The sequence below is a fragment of the Rhizobium sp. SVR5-2C genome (genome assembly GCF_056755115.1).
Map to the genome: position 1 here is coordinate 1 of NZ_JBNDHT010000166.1, position 13,606 is coordinate 13,606.

The window sequence follows — 13,606 nt, forward strand, 5'->3', positions numbered from 1 at the left end:
ACAATATACAGAATGTATGTGTTGATTGCCGGATATTTTGCTGGTACCGCATCCGCATCGATCCGATGAATGTATGGCTATAGAGCATATAATGTCTGAGAAATGTACGGGCGATATCATCGCCGACCGCCGGGAAGGACGGCTCCTTTCTTCGCGGCCTCGCGTCATCGGAGGCAGGGGCGGTGTCCATACCGACCTCTTCCGGTGGTTTCGGCATGTAGCGTTGTTTTTCTTGCTCCTCCCGTTGACCGCTTGCAACAACATCCAGCTCATGGCCCCGAAGGGCGACATCGGTATTCAGGAGAGGACGCTGATCCTCGTCGCGCTCGGGCTGATGCTGCTCGTGGTCATCCCCGTCATGGTTTTGACCGTGTACTTCGCCTGGCGATACCGCGCCAGCAACACTAAAGCGACGTATGCGCCGACTTGGGCGCATTCGACCGCAATCGAGGCGGTGGTCTGGACGATCCCGTGCCTGATTGTCGGCATTCTCGCGGTGATGATCTGGGAGACGACCCATTCGCTCGATCCATACAAGCCACTCGAATCGAACGCCAAGCCCGTTCGCGTCGAGGTCGTCGCGCTGAACTGGAAATGGCTGTTCATCTACCCTGACTACGGCATCGCTTCCGTCAATCACCTGGCGATCCCGGTGGATACGCCGATCAGTTTCAAGCTCACGGCGGAATCGATGATGAACTCCTTCTTCATCCCGCAGCTCGGCAGCCAGATCTATGCCATGGCCGGAATGCAGACCCAGCTGCACCTCATCGCCAACGAGCCGGGCACCTATGAAGGACTGTCCTCGGCCTTCAGTGGCCCCGGCTTTTCCGACATGCATTTCGACGTCGCAGCAACAAGCGCGGATGCGTTCGCGGAGTGGGTCAATCAGGTGAAGACCTCGCCGCAGAAGCTCGACGCCGCCAACTACCAGTCCCTGGAGCAGCCGAGCATCAAGAACCCCGTCGCGCTCTATGCCAGCGTCGAGCCCGGCCTCTTCGACACGGTTGTCAACCGGTACATGGCCGACCGCATGCCGGAGATGGCGCGCGACGCCAGCACCGACATCTGCACCGCTGAAACCCCTTATCCGCTCGCCTGGAACAAGAACTGATGCTTGGTAAACTCACTCTCGATGCCGTCCCCCTCCATGAGCCCATCATCATGGGGACTGGCGCAGTCGTCGCCCTTCTCGGCGTGGGCCTCCTCGCCTGGATCACCTATAACGGCTGGTGGAAATATCTCTGGACGGAATGGATCACCTCCGTCGATCACAAGAAGATCGGCGTGATGTATTTCGGCCTCGGGCTGGTCATGCTGCTACGCGGCTTTGCCGACGCCATCATGATGCGCGCGCAGCAGGCGATCGCCAGCAACGATGCCGCCGGTTATCTCCCGCCGCATCACTACGATCAGATCTTCACCGCCCATGGCGTGATCATGATCTTCTTCGTGGCGACACCTTTCATCCTCGGCCTGATGAACGTTGTCGTGCCGCTGCAGCTCGGCGCCCGCGACGTCGCCTATCCCTTCGTCAACTCGCTGGGCTTCTGGCTCTCGGCGGTCGGCGCCGCCCTGGTCATGGTCTCCATGTTCGTCGGTGATTTCGCCGCTACCGGCTGGGTTGCCTATCCGCCGCTCTCCGAGCTCGGCTACAGCCCGACGGTCGGGGTCGACTATTACATATGGTCGCTGCAGGTCTCGGGGCTCGGAACGACTCTCGCCGGCATCAACTTCGTCGTGACCATCTTGCGCATGCGCGCGCCGGGCATGGACCTGATGAAAATGCCGGTGTTCGTCTGGACGGCGCTGATCACCAACATCCTGATCGTCGCGATCTTCCCAGTCTTGACCGCGACCCTCGCGCTGCTTGCCGCAGACCGCTACTTCGACATGCATTTCTTCACCAACGAGCTTGGTGGCAATGCGATGATGTACATCAACCTCATCTGGGTCTGGGGCCATCCCGAGGTCTATGTGCTGATCCTGCCTTGCTTCGGCGTCTACTCCGAGGTGATCGCGACCTTCTCCGGCAAGCCGCTCTTCGGCTACAAGTCAATGGTCTACGCCACCTCGTCGATCGGCATCCTCTCCTTCTTCGTCTGGCTGCACCACTTCTTCACCATGGGTTCCGGCGCCAACGTCAATGCCTTCTTCGGCATCATGACGACGATCATCTCGATCCCGACGGGGGTGAAGCTGTTCAACTGGCTGTTCACGATGTACCGCGGGCGCATCCGCTTCCATTCGGCCACGCTCTGGACCATCGGCTTCATGGTGACCTTCACCGTCGGCGGCATGACTGGCGTGCTGCTTGCCGTTCCCGGCGCCGATTTCGTCCTGCACAACAGCCTGTTCCTGGTCGCCCACTTCCACAACGTTATCATCGGCGGCGTGGTCTTCGGCTGCCTTGCCGGTATGAGCTTCTGGTTCCCCAAGGTCTTCGGCTTCACCCTGAACGAATTCTGGGGGAAGGTTTCCTTCTGGTGCTGGATGATCGGCTATTGGCTCGCCTTCACGCCGCTTTACATCCTCGGCCTGGATGGAATGACGCGCCGCATGAACCATTATGACGTGCCCGGCTGGCATCCCTATCTGGTGGTGGCGCTGATCGGCGCGGTGATCATCGGCGCCGGCATCCTCGCCATTCTGATCCAGCTCTTCGTCAGTATCCGAGACCGCAAGCAGAACCGCGACGTTACCGGCGATCCCTGGGATGCGCGCAGCCTGGAATGGGCGACCGCCTCGCCGGCCCCCTTCTACAACTTCGCGCATGTCCCAAGGATCACCTCGCTCGAACAGCATTGGGAAAACAAGCAGACCGGCCGCGCCAACCAGCGGGCCTGGGAGTACGAGGACATCCATATGCCGCGCAACACAGGGGCCGGCTTCGTGATCTCCGCCTTCAGCTTCGTCCTCTGCTTTGCGCTCATCTGGCACATGTGGGTCTTCGTCGCCATCGGACTGCTCGGCACGGTCGGCACTTTCATCGCCCGATCCTACGACCGGGACGTCGACTACTACGTGCCGGCGGCGGAAGTCGCCCGCATCGAAAACGCACGCTTCGCCCTGTTGCGAAAGGGAGCATGACCGATGAACATCCTCGTTAAATCCACCCACGGAAGCAGCCACGCACCGGTTCAGCACGACCATGGACACGACAGCGGTGCCAACACCGTGCTCGGCTTCTGGATCTACCTGATGAGCGACTGCCTCATCTTCGCGACGCTGTTCGCCACCTTCGGCGTGCTCGCCGCCAACACCGCCGGGGCGCCCGGCGGGAGGGAACTCTTCGATCTTCCCTATGTGGCGATCGAGACCGTGGTGCTGCTGGTCAGCAGCTTCACCTTCGGCATGGCCGGCTTGCAAATGCAGGCCGGTGCGAAGGAGAAGGTCATTCAGTGGCTCGCCATCACCTTCGTCTTCGGCGCCGCCTTCATCGCCATGGAAGTGCATGAATTCCTGGCTCTCATCCACGAGGGCGCCGGCCCGGACCGCAGCGCCTTCCTGTCGGCGTATTTCACGCTGGTCGGCACGCATGGCCTGCATGTGACGGCTGGTCTCCTCTGGCTCGCAACGATGATGCACCAGGTCTCGCGCTTCGGCCTCGATCATGTCGTCCGCCGCCGGCTCGCCTGCCTCAGCCTCTTCTGGCACTTCCTCGACCTGGTCTGGATCTGCGTCTTCACCTTCGTCTATCTGCGCGGGGTTCTGTAATGTCCCATCCCTCTTCCCACACCAGTTCCGGGGCATCGCACGCCAGCCTGAAATCCTATGTGATCGGTTTCGTGCTGTCGCTCTTGCTGACCGGTCTCTCCTTCGGCGCCGTCATGAGCGGCCTCGTTCCCGGTGATGCCATCCTGCCGGCGATCACCGTCCTCGCGGTCGTCCAGCTCATCGTGCAGCTCGTCTTCTTCCTGCATCTCGGCACCAGCCCGGAGCAGCGCAACAACACGACGATCTTCCTCCTGACGATCATGCTGATCGCCATCATCGTCAGCGGCTCGCTCTGGGTCATGCACAACGCCAACGTGAACATGATGCCGACAAGCATGACGATCGAACGCGCGAAAGTACGCGACTAGCAAATGTTCACCCCAAAGCCGCCGGATCGCCTGTGTTGCGAGGCGGCAGAAAAGAGCAAGGCCATGGACTATGCTGCAAGATTTGAGGCCCTCATCAAGGAACTGAAGCTCGACGGCCGCTACCGGACCTTCGCCGAGCTGGAACGGATCGCCGGTGAATTCCCGAGCGCACTCTGGCATGGCCCGACGGGTGAGACCCGTCGCGTGACCGTCTGGTGCAGCAACGACTATCTCGGTATGGGCCAGCACCCGGACGTGCTAGCCGCCATGCATGCGGCGATCGACGATTTCGGCGCCGGAACCGGCGGCACGCGCAACATCTCGGGCACCAACCGCCAGCATGTTGCGCTGGAAACGGAACTCGCCGACCTGCACGGCAAGGAAGCGGCGCTGATTTTCACCTCGGGCTGGATTTCGAATCTTGCAGCTCTCAGCACGCTCGGCAAGCTGTTGCCCGGCTGCGCCATTTTCTCCGATGCGCTGAACCATAATTCGATGATCGAGGGCATCCGCCGCTCCGGCGCGGAGCGCTTCATCTTCCGCCACAACGACCCCGCCCATCTCGACGAACTGATGAGCGCGATCGATCCGGCGCGGCCGAAGATCGTCGCCTTCGAGAGCGTCTACAGCATGGACGGCGATATCGCGCCGATCGCCTTAGATAGCTGCGAAAACCGCCTACCTGCCCCTTGCGCATGCGCAGGCTCTCACCGTCTTTGCGGTCATATTCGTGCCCGGGGAGACCCTCAACGACCTCCATTTTCCGCATTCTCTCAAACTGTCCTGCTTCTATGGCAGCCATCAAACGTTGATGATCGATCTCGCAACCGATGAAGTCCAGCAGAGCGGAGACCTCGCTCACAGGGTCAGCCGACATTCTCTCGTAGCCGAGAACGTGATAGGGCCTGCCCTGCAGCTTCCGGCTCCATCGGTTAAGATAGGAAATGATCAGAGGCAATCCGCGCTGGCGATCATCGATGAAGCTGTCCAACGATCCGGAAAAGCTACTCTTGTGCCGGGTTGTATGGAAATAAGCCGATACGAGCACGTCTCGTGGGTCGCGAACCATGAAAATGACTGGCAGCTGCTTTGGCAAAAGCAGCCAATTGACCTCATGACTGACGAGCACCATCGGTATCTTGCCAGCCGGGACCTGGCTTCTAAAAGCTGGAATCCCTCTGACCGGGTCGAGGTCGAAATTCGGGATAAACGCGAACATGTCGTGTAAATTCAGTGCGGCAGAACCCTTTTCAAAGCCGCTGGCAAAGTAATGCGCCAGTACATAGCGCAGCCACGTCCGGCCTGATTTTGGAAAGGAAACCAGAAGAGCGTCAGCCAGGGAAGCGTAGTTTTTCAGACTAATTTGCTCGCCGACTTTGCCTAATTGGCGCCAGCCGTAACGTGCGATTTCTTGCGGCCTTGTTAGTCGGTGCCAAATTTTTTGCCGGTTCCGCAAGCCAGTAGGAAAGTACATCGTGCCTGCCCCCACTGCGATACAACGATGCCATTGTAATGGAAATTTGGCAGATCGCACCTAATCCTAATTGGTGACTGGCGAGCAGCTTGGCACGAGCCTGAGGTTCGCCGCACTTGATGCGAGCCCTGGTCGCAGATCTCAGTGGCGAACACCGCAGGCATAGGCGAGATTGATCGTACGGATTCGCTAACCTGTCGGCGCCCGCAAACGCTGCCGGTAGGCAGCCATCATGCCAGTGACCCAGATGCAGGCCATCACGATATGAGCAATGTTCGCGCCCATCGGCCCCAACCTCGGGACCAGCAAGATCAACGTCAGATGAAAGAAAGCGATGGCGATAAAGATGCTGCGCAGCGCGGAGCGTTCCAAACTCATCGCCAGCAGGGCCGAGTAAAGAACGGTGGCATTCAGGATGAACACGACAGCCACCATCTGAACCATAACAAGCGGACCGGCGGCAACGAACTCCGGGCCCGCCGTGAGTTCCAGGACCTTGTTGATCGCCGCAGCAATGATGATCAACGCGATGACACCGAAGCAGATCAGCAATAATTGCGCCTGAGCAATCATCTTGCGAAAGGCGGCGAGATCCTTCGAAGCCCAGGCCCTGGCGAGATCCGGGAAAAGCACCGCTTGCACCTGAGCGCCGACCTGCTGCGCGATGCGGCCGATGCGTTTTGCTATGTGATAGAGGCCGGCGGAGGCCGGGTCGGTAAGAAAGCCCACCAACAGGGTATCCAATTCGCTCGCGCTGGAGCGGATCGACGATGAAAGGTTGGACGATACCGAGAACCTGAAGAGCCCGGGAAAGCGCGTCGTGATCCCGCGAAGCGGAGCTGACATGACTTTGTGGATGCCCCGGGCCCGGAGTTCGATAAACGCCAGTATCGTCATATTCAACGAGCCCAGGATCTGGGTACCCGCCCAAAGCATAAGAAATTCGGTCAAACCCCACCCCGCCGCCAGGCCGAGGCCGCAGAGCAACACGCGGATACAGGTTCCCACGACCTGGGCGTAGGCAAGCACCTGATACCTGTCGAAGAGCCGCAACGCAGCGACCGACATCCCGGTCATTTGAAACGGCAGAACCGTGCAGAACATGATCACGTAACGGCTCGTGTCTTGGGAAATGCCAATTCTAGGTCCAGCCACAAGGACGAGCAGTACTGCTATCGCCCAGGCAAGCAAGGCAGTCCCCATGTCGAGAAGCAGGCCGAATTTGAAAAGCGCCCTGAGCGCGTCCCGATCTTCGTCGTGCAAAACCTCGGCGCCATACTTGATGAGCGGTTGCCAGGAGCGGAAGGCGAGAAGACGTTCTATCCCGCGCGCATAGGCAAAGGAAAGCGCAAGGATGCCGTATTGCGACGGCCCCAGTGCACGTGCTGTGAGAGCAAAGCCGATTAAGCCAATGAACGAACTAGCGAAATTTCCGGCAAGGAGATGGCCAATGTTGCGCAGGCGCTGAGCAAATCGCGCCTCATCGTTCCAACCCTGAAGAAATCGCGCCATTTGTGCGCGATGGCCCCCATGCATTACGCAAACCTCCTCCTTTAGCAGAAAAGATCGCAGATCTCGACTTCCAGCGTAATAAGCGCGCGCTCTAATTGAATAAACATGCAACAACTACATATTATATCTAATTACTTTTGATTATACTCGCATAACGTTCAGGTGTGAAAATATTTCGTTCGTTTTATTTTTAGCTAAACATGCCATTTAACATTTGTTTACTTGACGAAAAAAGCAACAACAATCTTTATATTACAGCGGAATATGGTTTCGTCGCCTGCGGCGTCAAAGGGGGACATCATGCCAGCGCTTCGTTGGATGGAAGACGGTTCGTTTTCCGGAGTACGAGGCAGTGTCCTGCGGTGGGTGGCGTGCGTCGCCGCCGCGGGGCTAGTTGCCGCTGGCAGCGTGCGCGCCGAGGCGTACCGCTTGCAGCCGGGAGACGTGATCTCCTTCGATTTTCTTGACGACGCAGAACTGCCGGTTTCGCTCACGATCGACGGTGATGGCGACGCGCAATTTCCCTTGGTCGGGGGAGTTGAAATCAGCGGGCTTACGGTCGTCGAAGCTTTGGGTAAATTGCGATCAGAGTACAAGGACCGGCAGATACTGGTCGATCCAAAAATCGCTTTGAACATAACCACTTACAAGCCGATCTTCGTGCTAGGCGAGGTGAAGAATCCTGGCTCTTTTCCGTATCATCCGGGCTTGACCGTCGACCAGGCAATTGGTCTTGCAGGCGGAACCTTAACGGCGGCGTCAAACGCCGCCGACAAGATCATGACGCGTGCGCGATTGCGTGGCGAGATTGACGGCGCCGAAGTCGAAATCGTCCATGAAGCAATCTATGCGGCACGGTTGGCGGCTCAATTGCGTGGTGCCGAAACGATCGACCTGAACGACGCGCCGGAAACCGCGCGGCCATATCTCGAACGCGCATCACTCAAGAGCGTGCTCGAGATCGAAGAGAAGATTCTGAAGACAGATCTCATCACGACCAAGGCTCAGGCCGAGATTCTCACGCAGAGCATTGCCGAAACGGATTCAAGCTTGAAAATCCTCGCTGAGCTCGAAGCCGAGCAAAAGGATGTCGTGGCGATGAACGAGCGGGACCTTGAGCGCGTGACGAATCTTCGCAAGCGCGAGCTGACCACAGAAACCGATCTATCCCGCGTCAAGAACACGACTTCAAACGAGAAATCTCAGCTTCTGGAGATATATGCGGAAATCTCGCGTTCGAAGCTGCAGCTGGGGAACCTCAAACTGGAACTGTCCAAGTTGCAGGCAGATCGGCAGAACGACATATTGCTGAAGCTGCAGGAGCGCGAAGCGGCCATCAAGAAACTCGAATCCACGCGCCAGTCCGCCGAAGAGCAATTTTATCTCCTTGCCTCCATCGCGGCTGACGAAAGGAAGGGCGACCAGATCTCCTTCGCCTATGAGGTTCGCCGCCCCAAGAACGGCGTCAATACAGTGATCAACGGCGCGCCTTTCACGGAGCTGCTTCCGGGGGATGTCGTCGCGGTCTCGATTGCGGGAATGTAACGCTAAGGAACGCGCGTGGACCTGAGCTCTCGATCCCTCACAACTTCGGGAACGCTCACTGCGGCGAAAGGCGACGCGCCCATGTTGAGTGAGCTCTTCGGCAGGACACTCGTTATTGCGCCCCATGCGGACGACGAGGTTCTCGGGGCAGGCGGAACAGTGGCCCGGCTTGCCTCAGAAGGATCCGACGTGCGCATCGCCATCGTAACGGAAGGCAAGCCACCGCATTTCCCCTCGGAGGGCGTGGCGCGGGTGAAGGAGGAGGCACGGAGGGCGCATGCGATCCTCGGCGCAGCCGAGACCTATTGGATGGGCTTTCCGGCCGCCGGCTTGGCGGAGACCGTCGTCGCCGATCTGAACGCCTCGCTCTTTGAACTCGTGGCGGAAAGTGCGCCGCAGACGCTTCTCATCCCGTTTGTCGGAGACATGCACGTCGATCACCAGATCGTCTTTACCGCGTCTCTTGTGGCAGCCAGACCGCACCAGGTACAATTTCCAAAATTGATCCTGGCGTATGAAACACTCTCCGAGACGAATTGGAACGCGGCTTATGTGACGCCCAATTTCGCGCCGAACGTCTTCGTCGATATCGAGGATCATCTCGAGACCAAGTTGAAAGCGATGGCCGCGTTTGAGTCTCAGATCCGGCCGGTTCCGCACGAACGCGCCATCGAAACCTTGAAGGCGCTGGCGACGCTGCGTGGCGCGACCGTCTTCAAGCGCGCGGCCGAGGCATTCGTGTTGGTCCGGCAGGTTCTGTAACGCAAGAACCTGCCTGTGAAATGGCCATCGCATCCAAAATGCGGAGGAGGAAATGGCACACTGGCCGGTGTTTGACGAGCAACAGATTGAAGCAGTGGCATCCATGCTTCGTACCGGGCAGGTCAACGCATGGACCGGGCCTTATGTCCGGCAGTTCGAAGAAGCTTACTCTGCCTTCCTTGGCGTAAGGCACGCCATCGCTGTCACGAATGGCACTGCGGCTCTCGAACTCGCGCTCTTCGCGCTCGACTTGAGGCCCGGAGACGAAGTCATTGTTACTCCTCGAAGTTTCGTCGCGTCTGCGGCCTGTGTGCCGTTCTGTGGCGGCGTGCCAGTCTTTGCGGATGTCGATCTGGACAGCCAGAACCTGACAATGAAAACCATTGCGGAGAAAGTCTCACCGAGGACGAAAGGCATCATCGTCGTTCACCTCGCCGGCTGGCCCTGCGAGATGCCTGAGATCATGGCCTTTGCCCGCGAGAAGGGTCTCTGGGTCATTGAAGACTGCGCCCAGGCTCATGGGGCTGAAATCGACGGCCGGCCGGTCGGCTCGTTCGGCGACATTGCCGCCTTCTCGTTCTGCCAGGACAAGATCATCACGACAGGCGGCGAAGGCGGTCTCATTGCGATGAACGACTCATCCCTTTGGGCGAAGGCCTGGAGCAGAAAGGATCACGGTAAGTCATATGGAGCCGTCCAAGGAAAGGCCGGTGGAAGCGGTTTTCGATGGCTTCATGAATCCGTCGGCACGAACCTGCGAATGATGTCTTATCAGGCTGTGCTTGGTCTGTGCCAGCTTTCGCGGCTTGCGGAACTGCAGGCGGCCAGGGAACGAAATGCGCGCATCCTTGTCTCCGCGACGATTGACCTCGACGCCCTTCGGACACCTGTACCGCAGGATGGTATCCGCCATGCGTACTACCGCTTCTACACGTTCGTGAGACCTGATCATCTGAAGCCGAGTTATGACCGGGATAAAATCCTGGCAGCCCTGAACGAGCGCGGCCTTCCCTGCTTCGTCGGCAGTTGTCCGGAGATCTATCTCGAAAAGGCATTCACCAGCCTGGGGCGATCGGTCGAGAGATTGCCCGTCGCCAAGGCGCTCGGTGAAACGAGCCTGGCCTTCCTCGTTGATCCCAGCTTGACTGAAGAGGCAACGATACAAAATGCCAAGCTTCTTCGAGAAACCGTACTTGCCGCAACCGGCACAGGCAGAAAATCAGCTCGGAGACAACGGTCGCCAGCAGCGGTAGACGGCGTCATAGCGGCAGGCCTGAGGCTTAGGCACTAGTACCGCCCTCGCCTGGCTAACGGTCGAGGTGACGCCGCGAGCGCTGAGGCGACCAAGTCGTCCCAAGCCTGCAGCACGCGCTCCTGCGAGTAGGATTTCGCACTGCTTATGGCATTCTCCGCCAGCTTTTCTCTCAGGGTGCTATCCCGAAGGACCAAATCAAGCGCATCCGCCAGCGCGTCGACATTCTCCGGTTCAACGAGAATTCCGTCATGTTTGTCGGTGACCATTTCACCGGGGCCCCATTTGCATTCGAAACTCACGACCGGAATGCCAGCGGCCATGGCCTCAAGAAGAACGATGCCCCACCCCTCATAGCGTGACGATAAGACGAAAACGTCCGCGGTCTCGATCCACTGGCCAGGGCTCGACGTCACGCCCGGCATCTCCACCCGCTGCTTCAACTTAAGCTTGGCACATAGCGTTTGAAGCCTGCCGCGGTCCTCGCCCTCGCCCCAAATGACAAGTTTCCACTCCTGGTGCCGGTCTGCGACTTTGGAGAATGCCTGCAGGAGCAAATCGAAACCTTTCTGATGCGTCAGCCTGCCGACGGCGGTCAACGTCCTGCCAGTCCTGCGGTCGGTCCAATTCGTGGGAAGATCGACGGCGTTCGGAATGACGCGCGCCTTCTGTCTAATGTCATCCGGAAAATACGCAAGCGCCCCATGGGTCATCGTCACCAGACAAAAAGCACGTGGATAGAGCTTACCGCGCAGCCATTTCCACACAACGCCGAAGGGTTGGGCATCGGGATTGTTGCGCTCCGAAACCGCAATCGGAATGCCGGAGCCTAACATAGCAATCAGCGCCGTCACGTTGGTGCGCGTGAGGAAGCTCAGCACAAAAGCCGGATCGGCTTGACGTATCGCCGAGCGTAACCGCCAGATCCGCTGCCAGACTGCGATCGCCGACACAAGCCTGCCCGTCTTCCCCGGCGGAAGGCCCAGTCGCGTGATGCGCACGTCATCTCGGAAGGTGTAGTAAGGTTTTGTATCCGGCGCTTCGAAAGTAACGACCGTCACGGCGTAGCCCGAGGCTGCCCAATGGTTTGCGAGAAGGCTGACGACATGTTCAGTGCCGCCTGCCGACAGCCCGGGTATCACGATGGCAATCCGGTCAGCATACCGCCGTCCGTGCGGTTCGGCAGCGGCGGTTTGCATGCCGGTGATTGCCTGTATCACTGCGGGTAACGGCCCGCGATCCGTTCTTCGGAGAGCCATTCCATGAATGCGTCGAAATGCGAAGGGCCGTCAGGTGTGCTCGTTGCCCACGCGTCGTTTACTCCCGGCTTAGCGCCAAACTGCGCCTCGACGGAGTCGGCCATTCCATCCTGATCGTCGTCTTTGTAGGCTGCCGCGCTTTGCATCGCTGGGATTTGCCCGGGCGCAGTCACCATCCGGCCTTTGCCGTTCTGACCTTGCGGCCCCATGTCCCTCACCCAGGCCTGATCGAGACTATCTCGTGGGAACGCGCCGGATTTTGTACGAACGTCATCATAGGCTTTTGCTGCCGGGGCGACCTCGCTCACACTCAAGGGGCAAGGCGGGCTGGAGACGAGGAACCGCTCGGTTTCCGGCGCCACGGTGACGATTGTCTTGGTGGGCGGCGCCCAGGTGACATTGCCTTCCTGATAGATCTGGGGATCGGCAACCCGCGCTGCGTCCTGCGCCTTGATGGCATAAGTCAAATCATGCGTGCTTGGACCTGCCTTGAAATAATTCCCCGCATACGCGATCGGCGTTCCGCCGGGATACTGAGAGAAGACCTCCGCCCATTCGGACTGGGCGTTGTAAAAAACGTTGTTGATGATTTCGATGCATGACTGCCCGTAGTGATTGTTGTCAGGATTCCGGTCCCTGTTCGACAGGCAGAGATTCCTGAGGAATGTCAGGTTCTGGGCGGTTCGGGGATCGGCGCCGAGCAAAGTGCATTTGCTGTGTTTGTTGAGCCCCTCCGCCATGATCGAATCCGCGATCGTTACGTCAGAAGCGTTGGAATAGGTGCTGATATTTTCATCCGTTGCCCAGGAGATCGAGACATGGTCGACATATACCTTTCGGCTGTTCTCGATAACCAGCCCGTGAACGTTCTTGATTGTGTTCGGAAGGCGAGGCCGGAGGCGGATATGGCGGACGACGACGTCATTCGTCCCCTTGAACACCAGAAGCGTATTTTTCCCCTCACTGTCAGGTTGCTCGATCGTCAAGACGATACCGTCACCGGGGGCAGTCTGCCCTAGAATGGAGACAAAGCCATCCTCGCTGCGGACGACGAGGCTACGCTTTAGGTTGATGACGCCGGCTACACGGAAAACGCAGTTTCGCGGCCCCGTCGCCTCGATACATTCTCTAAGACTTCCGGGGCCGCTATCATCGAGATTGGTGACCGGGATGACGGTACCGTCCCTGCCGCCCTGCGCAGTCTTTCCGTAGCCTTCAGCGCCAGGGAATGCATCAGGTGCTGTGCCTGCTGCCAGAGCGTAGCCGTTGATGGCAGAGAATGTGAAAACAAGGGCCAGCACGCGCGCTGCCCTGGTGAATCTTGGCGCCGCTGTTGCCGGGTGATGCAAACTACCTTTAGCGTCTGTGCCGTTCGTATCCAAAGCCAGAACCTCCGGACTTCAACAACGCCCAACGAATGCGCCTCTGTAGTTTGCCAATCCTGCCTAATTAAATGCACGAAGCGCTCCGCCAAAATGCGCCGCTTCATGAGTAGAAGCAATAATGAATTCGGGCGACACCCAACAGTGTTGCGGCATGCTGTAATATTCAAATGACCCGTAATCGCGAAGATGCTAATCTCGCGCATTCGAAGCTTACGAGCTTTGGGATGAATTCTATGGGTTCGATGCCATTAGTCGTAATCTACCCGTTCGTCGGTGATGAATTCGGCGGAAGCGACATTTCAGCCATCAAGCTTATTGAAGCGCTTCACCCC

10 protein-coding genes and 2 pseudogenes are annotated in these 13,606 nt (G+C 58.6%); 8 read left to right on the top strand and 4 right to left on the bottom strand.

Annotated elements, in window-relative coordinates:
* Positions 1–91: 91 nt before the first annotated feature.
* From cyoA to ACPYOI_RS31110, 5 genes and pseudogenes are all read left to right on the top strand, one after another.
* The gene (cyoA, locus tag ACPYOI_RS31090) at positions 92–1,114 is read left to right on the top strand and encodes a ubiquinol oxidase subunit II (protein WP_481417779.1); all 1,023 of its coding nucleotides are present in this window, start codon (positions 92–94) and stop codon (positions 1,112–1,114) included.
* Complete coding sequence (cyoB, locus tag ACPYOI_RS31095; protein ID WP_481417780.1) at positions 1,114–3,090, top strand: cytochrome o ubiquinol oxidase subunit I; 1,977 nt, start codon at positions 1,114–1,116, stop codon at positions 3,088–3,090. The genes cyoA and cyoB overlap by 1 nt, the downstream gene beginning before the upstream one ends.
* 3 nt (positions 3,091–3,093) lie before the next feature.
* A complete protein-coding gene (gene cyoC, locus ACPYOI_RS31100) occupies positions 3,094–3,717 on the top strand; it encodes a cytochrome o ubiquinol oxidase subunit III (protein WP_481417781.1) in 624 nt (207 codons plus the stop codon).
* Positions 3,717–4,085 (top strand): cytochrome o ubiquinol oxidase subunit IV, encoded by a 369-nt coding sequence (cyoD, locus tag ACPYOI_RS31105; protein ID WP_481417782.1) that lies wholly within the window; start codon positions 3,717–3,719, stop codon positions 4,083–4,085. Before cyoC ends, cyoD begins: the two co-directional genes overlap by 1 nt.
* Before the next feature lie 63 nt (positions 4,086–4,148).
* Positions 4,149–4,742 (top strand): annotated as a pseudogene (locus ACPYOI_RS31110) (aminotransferase class I/II-fold pyridoxal phosphate-dependent enzyme); the annotation flags it as partial.
* Positions 4,743–4,797: 55 nt separating this feature from the next.
* On the opposite strand, the pseudogene ACPYOI_RS31115 reads toward ACPYOI_RS31110, so the two are convergent.
* Together ACPYOI_RS31115 and ACPYOI_RS31120 are read right to left on the bottom strand one after the other, a co-directional pair.
* A pseudogene (locus ACPYOI_RS31115) lies at positions 4,798–5,559 on the bottom strand (sulfotransferase domain-containing protein); the annotation flags it as partial.
* Between the two features lie 189 nt (positions 5,560–5,748).
* On the bottom strand, positions 5,749–7,095 hold the full coding sequence (locus ACPYOI_RS31120; RefSeq protein ID WP_481423827.1) for a lipopolysaccharide biosynthesis protein: 1,347 nt from the start codon (positions 7,093–7,095) through the stop codon (positions 5,749–5,751).
* Positions 7,096–7,371: 276 nt separating this feature from the next.
* Here ACPYOI_RS31120 and ACPYOI_RS31125 point away from each other — a divergent pair, with 276 nt between their 5' ends.
* The 3 genes from ACPYOI_RS31125 to ACPYOI_RS31135 all read left to right on the top strand — a co-directional run bounded on the left by ACPYOI_RS31125 (position 7,372) and on the right by ACPYOI_RS31135 (position 10,669).
* Positions 7,372–8,616 carry a polysaccharide biosynthesis/export family protein gene (locus ACPYOI_RS31125; RefSeq protein ID WP_481419388.1) on the top strand — a complete coding sequence of 415 codons (1,245 nt, stop codon included), beginning with the start codon at positions 7,372–7,374 and terminating at the stop codon, positions 8,614–8,616.
* Positions 8,617–8,697: 81 nt separating this feature from the next.
* Positions 8,698–9,378, top strand: coding sequence for a PIG-L deacetylase family protein (locus ACPYOI_RS31130; protein ID WP_481419387.1), 681 nt, complete (start codon positions 8,698–8,700; stop codon positions 9,376–9,378).
* Positions 9,379–9,430: 52 nt separating this feature from the next.
* The gene (locus ACPYOI_RS31135) at positions 9,431–10,669 is read left to right on the top strand and encodes a DegT/DnrJ/EryC1/StrS family aminotransferase (protein WP_481419386.1); all 1,239 of its coding nucleotides are present in this window, start codon (positions 9,431–9,433) and stop codon (positions 10,667–10,669) included.
* On the opposite strand, the gene ACPYOI_RS31140 is transcribed toward ACPYOI_RS31135, so the two are convergent.
* Positions 10,666–11,829, bottom strand: coding sequence for a glycosyltransferase family 4 protein (locus ACPYOI_RS31140; RefSeq protein ID WP_481423828.1), 1,164 nt, complete (start codon positions 11,827–11,829; stop codon positions 10,666–10,668). The two genes, ACPYOI_RS31135 and ACPYOI_RS31140, sit on opposite strands and share 4 nt — an antisense overlap.
* Before the next feature lie 17 nt (positions 11,830–11,846).
* A complete protein-coding gene (locus ACPYOI_RS31145; RefSeq protein WP_481419384.1) occupies positions 11,847–13,190 on the bottom strand; it encodes a pectate lyase family protein in 1,344 nt (447 codons plus the stop codon).
* Positions 13,191–13,606 lie beyond the last annotated feature (416 nt).

Excerpts from the sequence above, each read along its gene's own strand:
- cyoA (WP_481417779.1), top strand. The coding sequence starts at position 92 with ATGTCTGAGAAATGTACGGGCGATATCATCGCCGACCGCCGGGAAGGA.
- cyoB (WP_481417780.1), top strand. The coding sequence starts at position 1,114 with ATGCTTGGTAAACTCACTCTCGATGCCGTCCCCCTCCATGAGCCCATC.
- cyoC (WP_481417781.1), top strand. The coding sequence starts at position 3,094 with ATGAACATCCTCGTTAAATCCACCCACGGAAGCAGCCACGCACCGGTT.
- cyoD (WP_481417782.1), top strand. The coding sequence starts at position 3,717 with ATGTCCCATCCCTCTTCCCACACCAGTTCCGGGGCATCGCACGCCAGC.
- ACPYOI_RS31120 (WP_481423827.1), bottom strand. The coding sequence starts at position 7,095 with ATGCATGGGGGCCATCGCGCACAAATGGCGCGATTTCTTCAGGGTTGG.
- ACPYOI_RS31125 (WP_481419388.1), top strand. The coding sequence starts at position 7,372 with ATGCCAGCGCTTCGTTGGATGGAAGACGGTTCGTTTTCCGGAGTACGA.
- ACPYOI_RS31130 (WP_481419387.1), top strand. The coding sequence starts at position 8,698 with ATGTTGAGTGAGCTCTTCGGCAGGACACTCGTTATTGCGCCCCATGCG.
- ACPYOI_RS31135 (WP_481419386.1), top strand. The coding sequence starts at position 9,431 with ATGGCACACTGGCCGGTGTTTGACGAGCAACAGATTGAAGCAGTGGCA.
- ACPYOI_RS31140 (WP_481423828.1), bottom strand. The coding sequence starts at position 11,829 with ATGCAAACCGCCGCTGCCGAACCGCACGGACGGCGGTATGCTGACCGG.